Origin of the sequence: Christiangramia lutea, from assembly GCF_022489035.1 — a bacterium.
GTDB lineage: Bacteria > Bacteroidota > Bacteroidia > Flavobacteriales > Flavobacteriaceae > Christiangramia > Christiangramia lutea.
The window spans coordinates 46,610-67,715 of the sequence record NZ_JAKVTV010000005.1; the positions used below are offsets into that span (position 1 = coordinate 46,610).

The following is a 21,106-nucleotide window of genomic DNA, read 5'->3' on the forward strand; positions in this document are numbered from 1 at the left end:
TTAGCATAAATTTAAGACCGGTTTTCCTACAATACTTATCTTTACAGCGTTCACCAACTACGCTCCAATTTGATAGGTAAACCAGATACATGTTTTTATAACAATACTTCTCTTGTAAAAGTTGGGGCTTTTATCATATTCTTATTTTTTTCTATCGGAAATGTTTTTGGGCAGGATCCCTATGAAATAGATCCTACATTCAATCATTTTGGAGCAGAATTTTTATCCAGAGCAGACACTGAAGATACCTCGGGGATGGTTCTTGCTGTTGATACTGATTCTCAGGGCAATACTTATATTCTGACTTTTGGTAATGGTGTCTATAAATATAATAACGATACAGATACATATATTAATATAATTTCAGATGAGCTGGGTGATCCTGGAAGTTTAAACGCACCATTAGATCTTGCTATTGATAGTAATGATATAATCTATATTGCCGATAGTGGCTCAAAACTGATCAAAAAATTTGATACTTCCGGAAATTCTGAAGGGGTCATTGGAGTAGGAGCAGGGGGCGATGGTAGAAATGAATTCTGGCAGCCAACAGGACTTGAGCTAGACCGAGATGATAACTTATTCATTGTTGATGCCTATAGAGGTGATAATGATGCTGTAACCGAAAGATACTTTTTAAAGATATATTATGCTGATGGCACTTTTCGAAGTTGGCAGGGTACGGATAGTTATCCTTTAAATAATCCATATCGTGTAGCAGCAAATGATGATTTTATATTTATTAGCCATAGTGAGAATAACGGTGAGACCCTCGTATTTAATAAGCAATTAGAATATGTAAAAACTCTAGAAAATATAGGTTCTACTGGTAGTATTTTTATTGATAATTTCAATTATGTTTATGTAATTGATTATGCCGATCGGGTTGAACTTAGTCAGATCTTTGAGCTTATTAGTGGTAACCTTGGATTTTTTCAACTTTTCGCCCTTTATAATGAAATCAATGCAGGAATATCTGATGGGGATTTTAAAATTCAGGTTTATGATCCTGATTTAATAAAGGTTCATACAATTAATGATGCTCCGGTAAATTCTAAACCAGATGATATACAACTTCCAATAGACATTAGTTTAGATGCTTGCGATAAAATGTATTTGATCGATGGTGAATTAGATGGACTTGCTATTGATTTCAATCTTGAGAAATACAATAGAACTCCTAGTAACGATAATATCGCACCAATAGCGAGATGTGTATCAAATTTTGAATTAGCATTAATCGATGGTTCAATTACGATTACCGTTGATGATATAAATGATGGCTCTAGCGATAATTGTGGTATTGATGACTTATCTATTGATCAGAAAACTTTTACCTCTGCTGGTAATTATACCGTAGTATTAAAGGTTACTGATGCAGCAGGAAACGAAGATTATTGTTCGGTACAGATTACTGTGACAGGAGAAGAGGTTTCTAATGAGGCTCCAACAGCGGTTGAAGATTCCTATACGGTTGAAGAGAATCTAACTTTGAATGAGGCTGTTCCAGGAGTTCTTGAAAATGATACCGATCCAGATGACGAAGCTCTATCCGCTGTACTACAAACCGATGTTAGCAATGGAACGCTGAATTTAAATTCAGATGGATCTTTTACTTATACTCCAGATCCAAACTTTACTGGACCTGATTCATTTAGCTATGTTGCTAGTGATGGTGAATTAAATTCAAATGTTGTAACGGTGAGTATTACTGTAACTCCAAAACCAAATGAGACTCCAACAGCAGTTGCCGATTCTTATACCGTTGAAGAGAATCAAACTTTGAATAATGCTGTTCCCGGAGTTCTTGAAAATGATACCGATCCAGATGACGATGCTCTATCCGCTGTACTGCAAACCGATGTTAGCAATGGAACGCTGAATTTAAATTCAGATGGATCTTTTACTTATACTCCAGATCCAAACTATACGGGACCCGATTCTTTTACCTATGTTGCTAGTGATGGCGAATTAAATTCAAATGTTGTAACGGTTAATATTACTGTAATTCTAAAGCCAAATGAGGCTCCAATGGCAGTTGCAGACTCATATTTTACTAATGAAAACCAGACCTTGATTGTGAATCCAGGTGTTTTAAGTAATGATTCAGATCCAGATGGAGATTCTCTCACGGCTGTGCTGATTAATGATGTTTCGAACGGAACCTTAGATCTAAATTCAGATGGCACATTTACCTATATTCCAAATACCGATTTTGTGGGTCAGGATGCCTTTACTTATGTTGCCAATGACGGTGAGAAGAATTCAAATGAAGTAACAGTAAATATTACAGTGCTTCCTGGGCCAAGTTTCGACTGTCCAAATCCAAATGATTTTGAACCTATTCCTCTAAATGATAATTGCGATTATGAGGTTCCAGATTATACCGGCAGTATCCAGAATCCTCAGAATTTTGAAGATTACAGGGTAGAACCTATTTATACCAAGAATGATGATTTTGTAGAAGTAAGCCTAGAAGTTTATGATGGGGATGATTTCGTAGGAAAATGCAATTTCACTGTTCCGGTCGAGGATAATTCCCCCCCGGAAATCTTAAACTGTTCAGAACTTGGCGAAACCGTTACCATAAATGAGGGAGATACCTACCACCTTGCTGATTACCGTGATTTGCTGGAAGTTGATGACTGTAGCGATTACGAGGTCACTCAGGATCCTGAACCTGACTTTTCCATTAGTCAGACTACAGATGTGACCATAACCGTAACCGATGATGCAGGACTAACCGATACCTGTACTTTTACGGTCGAAGTAAATATTGAAAATGAGGATGATCTTAGAATCACCTGCCCGGGTGGTTACGAGGTAGCTGCCGATGAAAACTGTATTTATAGGGTGCCCGATTTTTCTACGATCGTGTCCACCAATATTGAAGGAGCTCAATTAGATCAGGAACTGGCCCCGGGTAGCGTATTTCAGCCAAACACCGACCTTTATGTCACCGTCACCGCAACCTTTGAAGATCAAACGGTTTCCTGCGAAATATATCTTTCACCGATTGATAATGAAGCTCCGGTTGCAAGGTGTATTAATGATATAGAAATTAGGCTGGAAGAAGGAGAAACTATTCAGCTTAGAGCAGAAGATTTCGATGATGGAAGTACAGATAATTGCCAGATAGTTTCTTATAATTTAGATCGCACTTCACTTTCCAGTAGTGATGAAGGCGAAAATTTGATCACTTTTACTGTTAACGATGCCGTTGGAAATTTAGATTTCTGCGAGGTGAATGTAGAAGTTATTTTGGAGGAGCCTGGTGACCTTGAACTTTCCTGCTTAATAGAGGAATATGATCTTTTTCCTAACGAAAATTGTGAATATATTGTACCAGATCTAAGCGATTTCGTGGATTATAGTCCGGCGTCTGCAGATTTTACCCAAACTATTTCCGCCGGAACCGTCCTGCAGCAAGATGCCCAGGTTGGAGTGACCGTGAGTTATGAAGGTGAGACCAGGAGCTGTAATTTATATGTTTCTCTTCAGGAAGATGAACCGCAAGCGATTTGCGTGGAGAATTACCAGATCACTCTTGCTGTTGGGGAGGTATTTAGCCTTGAGCCTGAAGACCTTAACAATGGTTCCTATTCCAATTGTAGTTCTGTAGATCTAAGTATTGATAAAACCGAATTCACTTCAGCAGATGCTGGATTCAATACGGTAACTCTTAGCGTGACCAATGCGTTAGAAAATACTTCTACCTGTGAGACTCAGGTAGAGGTGATCGTTTCAGACGATGGTGTGAATGAACCACCGGTTGCTTTCGATGAGGAATATACCACCGGGATCAATACTACTTTAAATGTTTCGGCTTCTGAAGGAGTTTTGGTAAACGATACCGATCCGGAAAATGATGAATTAACCGCCATATTAGATACCGATGTGGAATTTGGAGATCTGCAGCTTAACCCAGATGGGTCCTTTAGTTATACTCCAGATAATGGATTTACAGGGCAGGATTTTTTCACTTATGTTGCCAATGATGGGGAATTTAACTCGAATGTTATTTTTGTTTCCATAAACGTGGTAGATGATAATGGAGAGGTAGGCTGTAATTCCCGGGTGATTCTGGAACTGGATAATGACGGAGTAGCCTCCCTGAATCTTGATGAGCTCGTTTTTGGAAATACCCAGGGGCTTGAATTAAGCGCAGACAAAGTCAATTTTAGTTGTGATGATATAGGTGAAAATACGGTAACTCTTAGCTATACAGGTTTGGTTAATGGAAGTTGTGAGGTCAATGTCATGGTTTTGGATAATATTCCTCCTACGCTGGATCTGAAAGAGGCTACGATCAATATAAACTCTAATGGCCTGGCTGTTTTAAGTTTTGATGATATCGATAATGGCTCTTTCGATAATTGTGATTCTGAAATACAAATTCAACTGAGTGATTCAAGTTTTACCTGCAAGAACCTGGGGGAGAACCTGGTTGTAGTCACAGCAGAAGATAGTTTCGGAAACAGGGTAACCGCAAATACAACCATTACAGTGCTGGATGAATCCGGATATTGCGACGATCCATCGCTTGGTTCAGAATACATTTTTATCTATCCAAACCCCAATACCGGAAGCTTTAAGATCTCGGCTCCACCAGACGAGATCATCGAGAGAATAGAGGTTTTTGATCACCGGGGAAGATTTATTGAGGCTAGGGATTACGAAATGGAATCTGAATATTCCATGGAGCTTGGACCTTTGCAGGAGGCGGTTTATGTACTAAAGATCATAACTAATGAAAAAACCGTCACCAAAAGAATGATCTTTAAGTATTGATCTTAGACTCTATAAATTCTAAGATCACCTTAGGGTCCTCATCATACTCGAACCATTTTATAGATTCGTCTTTTCTGAACCAGGTTAGCTGTCTTTTAGCAAACCTGCGCGTATTTTTCTTAATTTCTGAAATTGCAGTTTCCAGGTTGATCTCTCCATCAAAATATTGGAATAATTCTTTGTAACCTACCGTATTTAGCGCATTCAAATGTCTATTCGGATAGAGCTCCTTTGCCTCTTCCAAAAGACCGTTTTCTATCATTAAATCTACACGGCGATTTATTCTGTCATAGATAAGTTCGCGATCGGCGGTTAGGCCAATACTAATAGTTTCAAAATTACGTTGGGGTTTTTCCTGGTCAAGAAATGAAGAAAATGGTTTTCCTGTTGAAATGCATATTTCCAGGGCCCTTATAAGTCGGTGAGGGTTTTGTACGTCTGCGGTCTTATAATATTCAGGATCCAGGGCAAAGAGTTTCTGTTGCAACCAGTCAATGCCATCATTTTCGAGATGTTCATTCAGGTTCTTTCTTATCTCCGGATCCACTTTTGGGAAATTATCCAGGCCTTCGGTAACGGCTTTAGTGTAAAGCCCGCTTCCGCCAACCATAACTACTGTATTATGAGAATTATAGAGTTCAGACAGTTTCAGGATAGCATCTCTTTCAAAATCTCCAACTGAATAATTGTCTTTAACTGAAATATGCTGTATAAAATGATGCTTAACAGAAGCCAGCTCTTCTTTTTCGGGTACTGCTGTTCCAATTTTCATTTCTTTGAAAAATTGTCTGGAATCGGCTGAAATGATTTCGGTATTGAAGTGTTGGGCAATCCTGATAGATAATGAGGTTTTTCCAATTGCCGTAGGACCTACGATATTAATAAGGTTATTATTCATTTAATGGATATCCGCATTTATGGCAAAATTGAGCATCATCCTGATGTCTGCCCTCATTGCAGTTAGGACAAACCTGGGTATTGGAGATAGGTTTAGTAGCTTTACTGTATTCAGCACTAACAATTCCGGTAGGAACTGCAATAATACCGTAACCAGTAACCATAATGATAGAGGCGATAAGCCTTCCTAGCGGTGTTACCGGGGCAATATCACCAAAACCAACAGTGGTTAGGGTAACTATACACCAATAAATACTCAAAGGGATATTATCAAATCCGCCCGTAGATCCCTCCACCAAATGCATCAAAGTACCTGCAATTACGCAGATGATAACCACTGCAAAAAGAAAAACCAGGATCTTGGCTTTACTGTTCTTTAAGGCTGAGATCAATTTATGGGATTCGCCAATATATCTGGTAACCTTCAATACTCTGAAAACTCTTAGAAGTCTTAGGGCTCTGATCGCAAATAGCAGGTTAGCACCTCCAAATATGAAACCTATATAACTTGGCAGTGTAGAAAGAAGGTCTACGATGCCGTAAAAGCTAAAGATATATCTCTTTGGTTTATTGATAGCGATGATACGCAGAATATATTCGATGCTGAAAATTGCTGTGATAATCCATTCTGCCACATAAAATTGCCAGGAGTATTTCACCAGCAGGGAAGATACACTTTCCATCATGACCAGAACTACACTGATGAGGATGACAACGAGCAATGCTATATCGAATATCTTTCCCGCAGGAGTATCAGCTTCATAAATCACTTCATGAAGTTTGGTTTTCCAGGGAGGCATGGATTTCTTTTGGTCTCTTCGCACAGTAGGTTAAATGTATAAAAAATTCCTGAAGCTTAATCCTGAACAGATAATTGTACGATCTTGAAATTATGTTTTTTGCGTAAAAAGCTCTGAATGATATGCTCGGCATCCCTGTTATTGTTCATAGGAGTAATTATAGACCGGATAATATCAAGATTATTAATCTGGTGATTTAGGTTAAAATAACCAATACCTTTAAACTCACCATCTTCTATCAAAAGGGCGCTTTTTTCGTCAACTTGTCTACCGCGGCCTATTAGCAACATGTTCTGGTTATCATAAGAATACCTTTCAATCAGTTGTTCAGCTCTCTCATTATACCTTTCCTGATCTTCCTGCTCAAGACAGGCTCCGTGACAACTCTTGATGGTATAGGCAAAACAATTTCCTGTCCCTCCATGCAGTCCGGCAAGCCTTTCACATAATTCATATTCTCCTACCCATTTGGTAAGAGAATTTTTGGCAGATTTAAGAGAACTAAAAGTAGTAATATTCTTTTTAGCTTTATTCGCTCTTGCAATTTTAAAGTTTGTGTAGCCATTCTCATCCCTGAAATGATAAAGGGCATGACTGAAGATATCTCTTTTAAGAGCACGATTGTACCTTGGTTTGATCTCCTTGATCTCCTGATTTTCTTTTAGAAGAGCGATGAGTTCGTTACCGGTCAATTCAAAAGATACAGAAGCGACTTTACGCTGCATTTCCCTGGACTTTGGATTGTCATTGGTAAAATGCTGATTGACCCTTTTCCGGATGTTCCTGGATTTCCCTACATAGATTATTTCACCATTTTCATTATGGAAGTAATAGACACCAGTCTCTGAAGGCAGTTCCTCAAGAATATAAACCAGTTTAGTATCCATATTCCGTTTTGGCTCTTTACGCACATGCTCTTTCATGATATCTTTTTCAACATCTTTGGCCAAAAGCATTTTGAATAATTTTATCGTGGCCTGAGCATCTCCTGCTGCACGATGCCGGTCACTTAATGGAATTCCAAGTGATCTTACTAATTTTCCGAGACTATAGGAGGGAAGTCCCGGAATCAGTTTCTTAGAGAGTTCAACGGTACATAGGCTTTTTCTCTCGAAATCGAATCCCAGTCTTCTAAATTCTGTTCTAAGAATGCGGTAATCGAATTTGGCATTATGGGCTACAAGAATACAGTCGCTGGTGATCTCTACGATACGCTTTGCTATTTCATAGAATTTAGGCGCATTACGTAGCATATCATTGTTGATGCCGGTAAGATTCACCACAAATGGCTGGATAGGCTGTTCGGGATTTATAAGGCTTATAAACTGGTCGGTTACCTGGTGGCCATCGAATTTATAGATAGCAATTTCAGTAATTCCCTCTTCATTATACTTGCCACCGGTAGTCTCTATGTCTAATATCGCGTACAAATATTCTCTCCTTCTTTAATTATAATTTCTGGCCCCAAATATACTACTTCCAATTCTAACCATGGTGCTCCCACATTCCACAGCAATCTGATAATCACCGCTCATACCCATGGAAAGTTCCTTCAATTCAGGGAAATCTTTCTGGAAATCCTTGAAAGTTTTTTGAAGAAATTGAAATTCAGATTTTACCTGTGCTTCATCATCAGTGAAAGTGGCCATTCCCATTAAACCGATAATCCTAACATTTTCCATTTTCTGATATTCTTCCGATTCCAGAATCATTCGGGCGTTTTTAGCCGTAGTACCATATTTAGAGTCTTCTTCGGCTATTTTGATCTGAAGCAGGCAATCTATAGTTCTTTCATTTTCTTCGGCCCTTTTGTTAATCTCCTTGAGCAGCTTCATTTTATGTACTGCATGAATTAAGGAGACATATGGAGCCATATATTTTACCTTGTTGCTTTGCACGTGACCAACCATATGCCATTCGATATCTTTGGGAAGTTCTTCCCATTTATCGGTCATCTCCTGTATCTTGTTTTCCCCGAAGATTCGTTGCCCGGCTTCATAAGCTTCCATCAGGTCTTCGTTAGGTTTTGTTTTGGAAATGGCTACCAGCTTTACGTTTTCCGGAAGCTCTTCCTTATATTTTTCGATATTTTCAGAAATACTCATCCTTTATTCTCAATTTTTACAATTAAGGATTCAAATTAATGCTGGTCTGGTTAGGTTGGTTTTGCGAAGTTTAGAATTCATAGATCGTAAGACCACTTCGCAATTTAGGCTCAATATAAGTACTTTTTGGCGGCATGGTCAAATTTTCGTCAGCAATTTGCTTTATTTCTTCAATTCCCGCAGGTAACATTCCGAAGCCCACTGCAAATTCACCCTTATCAACCCTGGTCTTTAATTCAATTAGATCATTTCGCCCATGAATATATGCAATACGCTTGTCGTACCTAAGATCATTGATTCCAAGCAATGGTTTTAAGATCTTTTCATAAAGAATATAGGAATCCAGTTCGCTAAGTGAATTCGTGAATTCGTAATTCGTTTTGCGCAGGTAGAGCGAATAGAACTCCCCGTCCAGGTACATATTGAAATGATGTTTTTTGGAAGGTTTGTAGACTTCTAACCCGCGATTCTCTATTCTGAACCACTCATCAAGAAGGATCAGGAATTCTTCCTTGGAGTGACCGTTAAGATCTTTGATCAACCGGCTAAATTCAAATATCCTGAGATTGCTTTCTGAAATAAGGTAGCTCATAAAGAAATTATAGGCTTCCTTACCCGTATGACTGGGATTGTTTTCCCGGCTTTCTTTCGCCAGGAGCCAGGAAGAAGCGCTACGATGGTGCCCGTCAGCTATATACAGCTTTTCCATCTTATCAAACTGATCCTTGATCTTTTTGATATTCTCCGTATCATCGATAAGCCATAATGAATGGATCTCCTTATTGGCTGTGGCGAACCGATATTCCGGCCTGGACTTCATGCGATCCTCCAGTAATTTATTGATCACCGGATCGTCTGGATAGGTGAGTAGTACAGGTTCAGTATTGAACCCAACTACTTTCAGGTATTCTTTGAAAAGTTCTTCACGATGGGCTATGGTGTCTTCATGCCTTCGAATTACATCATTCTCATAGTCTTCAATACTAGCCGCGGCAATGATCCCACAGCATGAAGCTTCACGGGTCTCGATATTGTAAATATAATAGCAGGCCTGGTCATCCTGAATAAATGTATTCTCTTCTTTAAATTCCAGGTATCGATTCTTCACCATTCCGAAGCGTTTTTCACCGCCAATCTCATGCTGAAACTTATAGCCAGGATTGATAATATGAAGGAAAGAATATGGATTGTACTCCAACTGCGCCCTTAATTCCCCTTCACTATAATCTTCATAGGAACGTGAAGCAACCAGGCCCGCATATTCACGGGCCGGTCTTACTGCTTTAAATGGAAGTATTTTGGTCAATTTGTAACTTAATTAAATAGAGATTTCTCCACTCGGACGAAATGACGGGTTAACTGTCATTTCGAAGAAGCAAAGCGACTGAGAAATCCCAAAACTCAATACTAAGTTCTAACTACTAAACTGAGTTGAAACTTTTTCTGCTTTTTTACTTTCTGAATAATCGTAAAATCCTTCCCCAGATTTAACCCCAATCTTTCCGGCTCTCACCATATTGGTTAATAAAGGGCAAGGAGCATATTTCGGGTTTTTGAATCCATCGTACATCACTTCCAGGATGGAGTGGCAAACATCAAGACCAATAAAATCGGCTAATTGAAGTGGTCCCATTGGATGAGCCATCCCCAGTTTCATTACCGTATCAATCTCATAAACTCCGGCCACACCGTTGTAAAGCGTTTCTATAGCCTCATTTATCATAGGCATAAGGATCCTGTTTGCAACAAATCCAGGATAGTCATTAACTTCTACCGGTACTTTATGCAGTTTCTTGGAAAGTTCCATAATGGTTTCAGTCACCGCATCACTGGTATTGTAACCACGAATGATCTCAACCAGTTTCATGATCGGCACTGGATTCATAAAGTGCATCCCAATCACTCTTTCCGGATTAGAAACTGCAGCTGCGATCTGCGTGATCGAGATCGATGAGGTATTTGTCGCCAAAATAGTGTCTTCAGAAGTGTTTTGGTCAAGGTGTCTGAAGATCTTCAGTTTTAATTCTGTATTCTCGGTGGCAGCTTCCACCACAAGGTCTACATCGTTTACCCCTTCTGAAATTTCAGTATGGCTAGAAATATTGTTAAGAGTGTCATTTTTATCTGCTTCACTTATCTTTTCCTTTGCCACCATTCTATCCAGGTTTTTGGAAATGGTCGCTATTCCTTTTTTAAGACTTTCCTCAGAAATGTCGATAAGTTGAACTTTGTATCCGCTTTGAGCAAAGGTGTGGGCAATTCCGTTACCCATGGTTCCGGCTCCTATTACTGCTATGTTTTTCATATTTTTATTTTTAAAGGTCTGAAATTTCGTCAAGCTGAACTCGTTTCAGTTTCTCAAGAAAAGATCCTGAATCAAGTTCAGGATGACGCTGAATTTTCAGAATTGTAATTATTAAACATTAAAATTAGCGATCACCTGGTTGGCAACATGTAGCGCTTTAGCACCCTGTTCCATAGTGACCACAGGTTCTTTGTTATTGTTAATGGCATCGGCAAAACTTTCGAGTTCCTCCAGAATTGCGTTGTTGGGAGAAACGTTTGGATTGTCGAAATAGATCTGTTTTTTTATGCCTTCGGCATTTTGCAGGATCATGGCAAAATCATCGGGATTTTCCGGTGCATCTTTCATCTTTACCACTTCGCATTTTTTCTCAAGGAAATCAACAGAGATATAGGCATCTCGCTGGAAGAACCTCGATTTTCTCATGTTCTTCATAGAGATACGACTGGCAGTTAAGTTGGCCACACAACCATTTTCGAATTCTATCCTCGCATTCGCTATATCCGGAGTGTCACTAATTACCGAAACACCACTGGCATTGATCTTCTTCACCTCAGATTTTACTACGCTAAGCACGGCATCGATATCATGGATCATAAGATCCAAAACTACCGGTACATCTGTACCTCGCGGATTGAATTCTGCCAGCCTGTGAGCTTCGATGAACATTGGATTTTCAATGCGATCTGCCACCGCCTGAAAAGCTGGATTGAATCTTTCTACATGACCAACCTGGCCTTTTACGCTATGCTTTTCAGCCAGCTCGATAAGTTCCTTTGCTTCGGCGTAGGTATTGGTAATGGGTTTTTCAATGAAAAGATGTTTTCCAGCAGTGATCACTTTTTTCGCGACTTCAAAATGAGAAAGGGTAGGAGTTACCACATCGATCATATCTACCTCGGCGATCAATTCATCAAGATTATCGAACATTTTATAACCAAATTCCGAGGCTATCTTTTCGGCATTTTCCTTATTGGCGTCATAGAAACCGATAAGTTCATATTCTTCAGACTGATTTAATAGTTTAAGATGAATTTTTCCGAGGTGACCTGCACCCAGAACTCCTGCTTTCAGCATATTTTTTGCATTTTTCACAAAAATAGCATTTTGATATTAAATACTTTATAAAATTTGGCCAAATCCCTGAGCCTATTTGCTTGGGAAAAATCAGCCTTAATGCCTAATTTTATACCCTGAAAAAAGCATACTAACTTGAAGGATACATACAGACACCAGGGGAAAAGGCAGCAATTGGTGAGAACCGTAAAAAAGAAAGGGATTACCGATGAAAAAGTGCTTGCCGCGATTGGGAAAATTCCCCGTCATTTGTTCATGGATAGTAGCTTTGAAGACCATGCTTACCAGGATAAAGCCTTTCCTATTGCCGCCGACCAGACAATTTCCCAGCCATATACGGTTGCTTTTCAATCTCAGTTACTGGAGATCAAAAAGGGTGATAAGGTGCTTGAAGTGGGGACAGGCAGTGGTTACCAGACCGCGGTTCTCTGTGATTTAGGAGCGAAGGTATACAGTATAGAACGCCAGAGAGAATTATATAAAAAAACAAAAAGCTTTCTATCCAAATTAGGTTACCGGCCTAAATATTTGAGTTTTGGGGATGGATACAAGGGGATACCGGAATATGCTCCATACGATAAGATCATAGTTACTGCCGGGGCTCCTGAAGTACCTAAAGATCTATTAAGTCAATTAAAAGTAGGAGGAAGATTGGTGATACCGGTAGGAGTAGAGGTGCAGACCATGACCTTGTTTGTAAGGAAGTCTGCTAAGGAATTCGATAAAAAGGAATTCGGAGCCTTTAGGTTTGTTCCGTTGCTGGAAGACAAAAACTAATGGAGTATTTAGTAGAGAGATCTGAGAATTGAGATCTAGGTGGTCTTAATTCGGATTAAATACTTCTGCTTTAGTCTAAAATCTCACATCTCAATTCTCTAGATATTACTAAAAAAGAAAGCCCCGTTAAAATAACGAGGCTTTAAATACTTTTTTTCGGTTTAAACTATTTTCCTACTGAGGAAGAGTCATCTGCTTTATCAACTACCAGACGGGCGTCACGGTTAGCGATCTCCCAGGCCGTAAGGAATACCAGTTTAGTTCTTTTGGCTAAAAGGTCATATTCGATCTTTTCGGGTGTATCGGTATGCTTGTGGTAATCTGCATGAGTTCCATTGAAATAGAAAATGATCGGGATATTGTTCTTAGCGAAATTATAGTGATCACTTCTGTAATAGAAACGATTAGGATCGTTCTCATCATTATACTTATAATCCAGATCCAGATTGATGTATTTTGAGTTCACCGATTCGCTGAGGTTATGAAGGTCTGTACTAAGTTTATCACTACCTATAAGGTAAACATAATTTTCGTTACCTTCATGAGCAGGATCAATTCGGCCGATCATGTCGATATTTAGATTGGCTACGGTATTTTCCAAAGGAAAGATAGGCTCATCTGTATAGAATTTAGATCCAACCAGGCCTTTTTCTTCTCCAGTCACATTAAGGAAGAGAATAGATCTTTTTGGTGTATATCCATCTTTTGATGCCTGAACAAATGCTTCAGCAATCTCAAGTATTCCAACTGTTCCAGAACCATCATCGTCTGCACCATTGTAAATTCTTCCCTGGTCATCAATTCCTACATGATCATAATGCGAAGAGATTACTAATATTTCATCAGGTTTTTCAGAGCCTTTTAGAAAAGCGACAACATTCTCTGTAGGCTTCACATTTCCTCTGCTGAAATAGCTGGTAGGAACTTCCTGATAATAATCATCACCTCCAATTGGTGAAGGCAGATTCAAACTTTTATACTCGTTTTTAAGGTATTCCGCAGCCTTTTTCTGTCCGGGTTCGCCGGTTTCACGACCTTCAAATTCATCGCTGGCAAAAGTGTAAAGATGTTCTTTTAATTCATCTGCAGTAATAGTATTTGCGTATTCCATAGCATCGGCGTCTTCAACTTTACCATTTTGGGCACTGCAGGATAGTAGGATGGCCGGGAAGGCCAAAACCAGTATTTTTTTCATGGGATAATTCATTTTTTTAATAATTGCCGCCAAGATAGCGGTTTTGATACAAAATAGTTATAAGGGACTCATAAATATAGACCATGATGATGCGGAAAGGTTTAAAATTGAAGCAAGAGGCTAAGCAATAGAATAATTAGAGGGTATTTTTAGAAAAAAATATAGATGAAAGGATAAATTTTAAGAGTGGTTATATTTTATTTCACAAGCGCTTTTTCTATCGCTTCCTGTACTAAGGTTTCCATTACTGAATATGCTTCAGAATTGGGATGCACTCCATCTTCTGAATATATCCTTTTCATACCTTTTTTATCGTCGCTCATCGAACTGAAATAATCAAGGTAAACGAGTTCATGTTCTTTGGCATAACTCTCCAGCCAAGAGTTGAGTTCCTGAATTTTAGAAACCGGTTCCAGCCCCGGACGCCAGGGATAGTCGAAGACAGGAAGTACTGAACTTAAAATCACGCTGATGTTTCTTTGCTCAGCCAGCATGACCATGGCTTTGATGTTATCACAGATCATTTTCACTGAAGCGTAGCCGGTATTCCCGGCGATATCGTTTGTACCGGCAAGGATCACCACAACTTCAGGATTCAGATCCAGTACATCTGCGGTAAACCGTAAAAGCATTTGCGGACTGGTCTGACCACCGATACCGCGGTTAAGGTATTTATTCTTTATAAAGAATTCAGGGTGGGTATTCATCCAGCCCTCGGTGATGGAATTACCTATAAAAACTACCTTAGGCCAGTTTTTATTTTTTACGATTTCCTGATTTGCTTCGCGATAATACTTCAACTGAGGCCAATCCTGTTCCATAAATTGTTTATATTCTGTATTCTGGGCATTTGAGGTGATAAAAGTAAAAATAAAAACAAGGCTGATGGCAGAGAATTTCATGGATACGGTTTGGAATTCAATTTACAAAAGTAATGACTTAAAATTTTTTCTTTTGAAATTGACTGATAAAGAGGAGGCTGGAGAAAAGCCAAAAAAAGTTTAGGATTTAGTTGTGGATAATTAAAAAAGCGTGTTATATTTGCACCCGCATTCAGCAAATAGCTGATGAGGCACTCAAGGAGAAATGGCAGAGTGGTCGAATGCGGCAGTCTTGAAAACTGTTGAGGGTCACACCTCCGGGGGTTCGAATCCCTCTTTCTCCGCTAGGAATTTATCAAATTCTACTAAAAGCCCGTAAACGTTATGTTTACGGGCTTTTTTGTTTTTAGAAGAATACTATTTATTGAGTATTATTTCCATTTATTGTTAAAACTTATAAATAAAATGGATAAAATCTCAACAAAACAGGCACTTTTAGATTTATTGCATGTAAATGTCCACTTACCTGAAGTAGCAAAGGACTATCCAGAATTTAAACCGAAAATTGATTTTATTTGTGAAGGAAACTTTTAAAATGAGGGTGTTCAAAAAGCTTTAACTGATAGGGTTTTATACTTCAAACAATTTAACTATTACAGGTTTTGCTATTGTGATGAAAAAGATTAGAGTAGCTGCGACCTTGCTTACCCCTTAAAAATATTACAACCCTACTCATAATATTTTACTTGAAAGCAAGTTCAAAACGAACCCAGCCGCCGCTAGCTCTAATTTTTTGTAATTATAAGCGCTAGGTTAAAGAGAAAGGTTTCCATTTAGTAAACGTATGGGAATTCCAATTTATCGTTATACTTCCAGCTTTAAAGTTATTCTGGTACCCTTGTTTTTTGATGAGATAACCTCTATCGTTTCCTCTATCTTATAACCCAACAAGGCTAAGCGTTCTTTTACCAGGCTTACGCCTTTAGACTTGTGCAGAGAATTCGAGGACCCAGGAGTAAAACCTATTCCATTATCTTCGATCTTGCATAGTAGAAAATTTTCGTGCAATAGCTGAAAAGAGATCTTTAAGGTCGGATTCTTTATACTCGAAGGGAAGGCATGAACAAAAACATTCTCTATAAAAGTCTGAAGTAACATAGTAGGAATTTTCAGCTCATATGGATCTATTGCGGGATCGGTTTCTATCATCACTTTTACCGAATTATTTAACCGGGTATTTTCTACCCTTATATAAGATTGTAAATATTCGATCTCCTCCACAAGTAGAATGTCCTGTTTGTTGCAATGATCAAGATTTAGCCTTATCAATTTGGCGAAATCGCCCAGGAAGATCGTAGCATTGTCTATATCGCTGTCCATGATATAATGCTGAATGGAGTTCATGGCATTAAAAATAAAATGCGGATTCATCTGTGCGAGTAAAGCCTCCATTTTGGTTTCTTCAAATCGCTTTTGGATGATGCGTTTTTGCTTTTCAAAATTTCGGTGTTGCTTTATCTGGTGGCGGTAAATTCCGAAAACGATCAATAGTATACTCGAAAAGATAAGCAGGGCAAACCACCAGGTTTTCCAGAAAGGTGGAAGAATAGACATCCTTGTGAGCAACTGGGTGTATTTTAAGCCGGTGCTGGCATCAAGAATCCTAACCGAAACATTGTAACCCTTTGCTGGAAGAAAAGGCAGGAAGATCTCTGGTTTTGACAAAGGGAGACTCCAGTCATCTTTGTCATTTAGGCGATATTGATAACTTAACTTTTCTGGATAGGGATGGGCATTCGTACTGAATTTCAGTAAAACTGTATTTTGATCGTGCTCAAGTTCTATATTCTCTATTCCTTTAAAATCCTTTAACGGATATTCATGGTTATTAACAAAGATCTCCTTAAAATTCAATTCGTGAATTAGTGGTTTTGTTTGGCTAAGCAAATCAAGATCAATTCTGTAAAAACCATTATTGCTTCCAATAGATAGGATATTATCATATACTTTGGCACCCAGAAATGGTTGTTTTAAGCCCTGTTCTTCATTCAGAAAAATAAAACGCCCGTCTTTATATATGGTTAGGCCTTTTTCAGTACCAATTAAAAGGCTTCCCCGATAATTCTCTAAAAAAGAAACTGTATTTCCCTTGATTTGTGCCCTGGGTATCTTTTTCAGAACCTTGAGGGAATCTGTATCACAAATAATATATATATCACCAAATTCACTGGAGACAGCCAATTTATTATCAATTTCGGTAATATGCCTTAACTTGTTTTCTTTCCAGGTACCATCGTGAAGGAAGGACCTGAATGCATCATTTTCCCATTTATAAAGCCCGGAAAAGACAGATAGGAAATAAGTTTTATCATCTTTTCTTAAACTATTTACTACCATAGTTGGCGTTGTGGGATCATCCTTTAAATAGCTCTGGTATTTAAAAGCATCAAGGTTCTCATAAACTCTTACACCACCATAAGGATGAGTTTCGATAAGAGCTCCTTTTTCTGTAAAATTGATCTCTTCGGAATGTAATGGAATATAGCGCTGAAGTTTTCCTGAAGGATGGATAGCGAATATACCAACATTTGTATTTATCCAGAAATTGCCTGCGGAAACTTTTATATCATAGAAGCTGATCTCTTCCGCCGGAGTGGTGTAATCCAGTTCATAGAACGAATCTTCATATTTTGGTAGGGGAGTATCGGTATTCTGAACATAGGTTTCCTGCCAGGTCTTTAATTGGGCTAGGGAAATTACCTCTTCGTTCTCAGAATTTTTTATAAAGATTCCATCATTTAACAATACCGCAGCATTCTCCATGGAAAAACTAAAACCCAAAACGTCTTTATCCTTTATCGCGTGAAACTGCACCTGAGGATCTAATTGCACTTCGAATAAGCCGGCATCTAGGCTTCCTGCGTAGAGTTTATCAAATTTATCATCATAAGCAAGGGAAACGATCTTATTACTGGGAATATTGAAATCAGAAGCTCTGGGAATCATTCCATCTCTGGTCACCTCATAGATTCCGCCATTGGTATCATAGATGCCCCAGGCAGCTGCAAATATTTTATCTTTTTTGGTCTTTACATGATCCCAAACAATAGAAGTCCCGATTTTTTCTGAAGAATTAGGTTCTGCTTTCAGTACATAATCACTAAGCTTGTTTTTTGTAAAAAACCCTTTATTGCTGCTGTATATACTGTCTTGATCAACAAAAACCGAATAGATATACTCATGTTCATTTACCTTAACTAATTCCAGATCTTCTTGATCACCCTTAAGCTTATAAATTCCAGTATTATAAGGGGTAATGTAAACTTCGTCTTTAAATTCAAAAAAGCCCACAACCCTGAACAGGTTATTACCCGAGGGTATTTTCCAGGAATCAACTGTAAAAGTATTGATGTCTACCCTGGATAAACCATCGCTGGTGCCTATGTACATATAATTTTTATGGGAAAATAACCTGACGATCTCGTTATGAACAAGGCCATTTCGTTTTGAAATAACCTTAAATTCTCCATTTTTATAGATACTAACCCCAGCACCATAGCTGCCAAACCAGATATTGTTGTTTTCATCCTCAGCAATGGCCCAGCAACTGTTTAAGGCGAGTCCATCCTCTTCGAAAAAACTTTTGAAGACGTCGTTTTCTTTTTTAACAACTCCATTGTCTGTTCCAATCCAAAGTATATTGTTGCTGTCAACAAGAACAGACCTAACCGTATTGTTGGGTAATTCATTGGCGGCTGTATAGTGCTTCCCTGGAAAATTCTGGGAAACTGCAGAATTCAACCATAATAAAAAGAAGAAAAGAAGTCTAGTGATTCTGTAGAATGACATTTATAAATTCTTCTTCTTTTCTGAAGGAGACAGGGAGCTTCTCTCCATTGGTTAATTCAACTTCTTTGTTGGCTTTATGATATCTCACCACGAAATTCAGATTAATCACATAGCTCTTATGTATTCTTAGAAAAGTGGAAGGCAAGATATCTTCAACATACTTTAAGGTTTTTGTAGCCATCTTGGTGATCCCATCAATCCTTTTCACGCAACAATAATTACTTTCTGCCTTACAATATAGGATCAGGTTGGAATGAATAAGCTCAAAACCTTCCATGGTTGGAAAAGCGATTTTACTTACATTCTGGTCATTTACATTGAGGTTTTCGAGCAAAAGAGAAAGCTTTTTTTGTGCAAAACTTTTTTCATTTTTATTCTCAAACCTTTTGATCGCTTCTGCCGGTTCCAGATGATTTATAGGTTTTAGTAAATAGTCCAGCGTACTTTGCTTAATTGCCTTGATAGCGAACTGATTATAGGCAGTGGTGAAAATGACCTCGAAATTGATTACTTCGAAATATTAAAAAGCTCAAATCCGTTCTTTTCTGGCATCTGGATATCCAGGAAAACAAGATCGGGTTCATAGGTTTTGATGGCCGTTATGCCTGAGTCTACGGAAGGGCATTTTTGAACTATATTGAATCTATTAGGGAAAAATTTTTGCAGGGTCTTTTCTAATAAACTTTGGGCGCTTATCTCATCGTCAATGATGACTACTTTTATCATAAAATAAAACTACAATTTATCAGGTATTTATCACCTTATAATTCGCTAAAGTAATATACTGCAATGAAAAACGAATAGATTTTTTGAGATAGGGATTCACCTGATTCGTATATAATATCTATTATATTCTCAATTTAGAAGCCTTGAATTTTACATAGATACCTGTAAGTCAGGTTTCTTTATTTTATCAATGGCAAAACTTTAATTTTCAGAATTGAAGAGAAAATTGTTTCCTTTAGCGAAATCTTAAATAGATGAACCTAATTTTTTATGATTGGGGGAGTAGCTAATTCATATGGTATAGCATCAAAACTATTCACTATAATTCTATGCCTTTTCAAGTTTATGAATTGAATAATAATCACCAGGATAAAGGGTATGATGGCGATAGTTAAAAAAACGGTTTCCCAATTAAAATTTGTTTTTAAAAGACCCAGAAGGCTGGCTCCGGTGGCTCGGCCCATATTAGATAATGCCATATATAATGTAAACTGGGTTGCGGCAACGGTCTTCCAGCATAAGTGCATGGCAGAGGCAAATACGGCGATACATAAAAATGTGTACAAAGTGGTATAGGATAAGATGAATGCTATGGTAACAAAGATGCTACTCCATAAATTAGTCATAAAGGCAAAGAGCGCAATTAGACTGGTTACCAGGACCAGGTATAGAGTTAACATTCTTATTTTACCAAAATAATCTACCAGGTACCCTCCTACGAACATTCCTGAAAACCCTCCAATCACAGAGGATACAGAGAGTATATTCGAAAAGTTTGAATTTGTCCACCCTAATTCCTGTATACTGAAAATAGGTAAGAGCGTATCTACCAGACCGAACATTATTCCCAAAAGGAAAATCCCAATGCATAACAGCAGACTTGATTTTAATATTATTACTTTATAAAGGCTTTTGAAAATATGTTTCCAGCTTTTTAATTGAATCCTTTTGGCGCCAAATGAAGCCTTTCCAGGGGTCCAGGGCAGAGTTTTTTCACCTGGACGTTCCTTAAAATAAATGGGAAATATCATGATAATTACTACTGCTGTTGCCAGGGAAAATACGGCAAAAGTAAAACCAAAATTATTGATAAGCCAGGTACCTGTAATAAGGGATAATGAAAGGCCTATGGTCTTAGATCCCCACATTAATCCGTTGGCTCGTGCCTGTTCTTTTCCGGGGATAACTTCTACTGCCATTCCATCTGTAGCTACATCCTGAAATGCTCCGAAAAAATTAACCAGGAAGCCTGCAATCATTAATCCGCTGATGTTATTCAAAGGGTCTGGCACCAGACCCAGATTTAAAAAGCTGATTATTAAACCTAGCTGACCAAAGATCACCCATGGCCGTTTTCTGCCCATGGATAGTAGGGTAAATCGATCCATAAGGGGAGCAATTAAAATTTTAAAGCTCCACGGGATGAGCATCACGCTAACCAGAGAAGCGATTTCCATGGCTGATTTTCCGTTCATAGCTAACCAGGCGGGAAGTGCAAAATAAGTGACACCCTCTGGAATTCCCTGTGCGGTATAAAGTGCTGAAAATGTGATATATCTGGAGATGACATTCTCAGATAAATTCTTACCTAATCTATTTTTTACCTTCACGATTTTCTCTTTCATCTTTTTAGATTTTAAAGATTGTAAACAGATGTCTGAATTTTTTCTAATTGGAGTATTCAGGCTTTTTTCTACCATGATGTTAAGATTGATGTAGAATGACCCCCGGAAAAAGCCTGAATATTACCAACCGGCTAATAG

Annotated in this window: 16 protein-coding genes and 1 tRNA gene; 4 read left to right on the forward strand and 13 right to left on the reverse strand. The window is 38.3% G+C overall.

Going from position 1 to position 21,106, the window contains the following annotated elements; translation table 11 throughout:
- The first annotated feature begins 69 nt into the window (after positions 1-69).
- Complete coding sequence (locus tag ML462_RS13585) at positions 70-4,791, forward strand: Ig-like domain-containing protein (protein WP_240714375.1); 4,722 nt, start codon at positions 70-72, stop codon at positions 4,789-4,791.
- Here the strand turns inward: ML462_RS13585 and miaA are convergent.
- The 7 genes from miaA to ML462_RS13620 all read right to left on the reverse strand — a co-directional run bounded on the left by miaA (position 4,781) and on the right by ML462_RS13620 (position 11,975).
- Entirely contained in the window at positions 4,781-5,689 is a 909-nt protein-coding gene (gene miaA, locus ML462_RS13590) for a tRNA (adenosine(37)-N6)-dimethylallyltransferase MiaA (protein WP_240714376.1), read from the reverse strand. The genes ML462_RS13585 and miaA overlap by 11 nt on opposite strands.
- The gene (locus ML462_RS13595; protein ID WP_240714377.1) at positions 5,682-6,488 is read right to left on the reverse strand and encodes an ion transporter; all 807 of its coding nucleotides are present in this window, start codon (positions 6,486-6,488) and stop codon (positions 5,682-5,684) included. The genes miaA and ML462_RS13595 overlap by 8 nt, the downstream gene beginning before the upstream one ends.
- A gap of 56 nt (positions 6,489-6,544) precedes the next feature.
- The gene (locus tag ML462_RS13600; protein ID WP_240714378.1) at positions 6,545-7,918 is read right to left on the reverse strand and encodes an exonuclease domain-containing protein; all 1,374 of its coding nucleotides are present in this window, start codon (positions 7,916-7,918) and stop codon (positions 6,545-6,547) included.
- Between the two features lie 15 nt (positions 7,919-7,933).
- A complete protein-coding gene (locus ML462_RS13605) occupies positions 7,934-8,593 on the reverse strand; it encodes a YggS family pyridoxal phosphate-dependent enzyme (protein ID WP_240714379.1) in 660 nt (219 codons plus the stop codon).
- A 70-nt stretch (positions 8,594-8,663) separates the two neighbouring features.
- Entirely contained in the window at positions 8,664-9,899 is a 1,236-nt protein-coding gene (locus ML462_RS13610; protein WP_240714380.1) for a DUF1015 domain-containing protein, read from the reverse strand.
- A gap of 108 nt (positions 9,900-10,007) precedes the next feature.
- On the reverse strand, positions 10,008-10,898 hold the full coding sequence (locus ML462_RS13615) for a 3-hydroxyacyl-CoA dehydrogenase family protein (protein WP_240714381.1): 891 nt from the start codon (positions 10,896-10,898) through the stop codon (positions 10,008-10,010).
- 111 nt (positions 10,899-11,009) lie between these two features.
- Positions 11,010-11,975 (reverse strand): Gfo/Idh/MocA family protein, encoded by a 966-nt coding sequence (locus ML462_RS13620; protein ID WP_240714574.1) that lies wholly within the window; start codon positions 11,973-11,975, stop codon positions 11,010-11,012.
- A 135-nt stretch (positions 11,976-12,110) separates the two neighbouring features.
- On the opposite strand from ML462_RS13620, the gene ML462_RS13625 reads away from it, so the two are divergent.
- Positions 12,111-12,752: a protein-L-isoaspartate(D-aspartate) O-methyltransferase gene (locus ML462_RS13625; RefSeq protein WP_240714382.1), complete on the forward strand. Its 642-nt coding sequence runs from the start codon at positions 12,111-12,113 to the stop codon at positions 12,750-12,752.
- A 166-nt stretch (positions 12,753-12,918) separates the two neighbouring features.
- On the opposite strand, the gene ML462_RS13630 is transcribed toward ML462_RS13625, so the two are convergent.
- Together ML462_RS13630 and ML462_RS13635 are read right to left on the reverse strand one after the other, a co-directional pair.
- Positions 12,919-13,947, reverse strand: coding sequence for a M28 family peptidase (locus tag ML462_RS13630; protein ID WP_240714383.1), 1,029 nt, complete (start codon positions 13,945-13,947; stop codon positions 12,919-12,921).
- A 197-nt stretch (positions 13,948-14,144) separates the two neighbouring features.
- On the reverse strand, positions 14,145-14,849 hold the full coding sequence (locus tag ML462_RS13635; protein ID WP_240714384.1) for an SGNH/GDSL hydrolase family protein: 705 nt from the start codon (positions 14,847-14,849) through the stop codon (positions 14,145-14,147).
- Positions 14,850-15,027: 178 nt separating this feature from the next.
- Between ML462_RS13635 and ML462_RS13640 the strand changes: the two genes are divergently transcribed.
- Positions 15,028-15,112 (forward strand) — tRNA-Ser (locus ML462_RS13640).
- A 121-nt stretch (positions 15,113-15,233) separates the two neighbouring features.
- On the forward strand, positions 15,234-15,362 hold the full coding sequence (locus ML462_RS16105) for a hypothetical protein (RefSeq protein WP_262914766.1): 129 nt from the start codon (positions 15,234-15,236) through the stop codon (positions 15,360-15,362).
- A 270-nt stretch (positions 15,363-15,632) separates the two neighbouring features.
- On the opposite strand, the gene ML462_RS13645 is transcribed toward ML462_RS16105, so the two are convergent.
- From ML462_RS13645 to ML462_RS13660, 4 genes are all read right to left on the reverse strand, one after another.
- Complete coding sequence (locus ML462_RS13645) at positions 15,633-18,617, reverse strand: histidine kinase (RefSeq protein ID WP_240714385.1); 2,985 nt, start codon at positions 18,615-18,617, stop codon at positions 15,633-15,635.
- On the reverse strand, positions 18,595-18,951 hold the full coding sequence (locus ML462_RS13650; protein ID WP_240714386.1) for a LytR/AlgR family response regulator transcription factor: 357 nt from the start codon (positions 18,949-18,951) through the stop codon (positions 18,595-18,597). Before ML462_RS13650 ends, ML462_RS13645 begins: the two co-directional genes overlap by 23 nt.
- Positions 18,952-19,124: 173 nt before the next feature.
- A complete protein-coding gene (locus ML462_RS13655) occupies positions 19,125-19,343 on the reverse strand; it encodes a LytR/AlgR family response regulator transcription factor (protein ID WP_240714387.1) in 219 nt (72 codons plus the stop codon).
- A 260-nt stretch (positions 19,344-19,603) separates the two neighbouring features.
- Positions 19,604-20,968, reverse strand: a complete 1,365-nt coding sequence (locus ML462_RS13660) for an MFS transporter (RefSeq protein WP_240714388.1) — start codon at positions 20,966-20,968, stop codon at positions 19,604-19,606.
- Positions 20,969-21,106 lie beyond the last annotated feature (138 nt).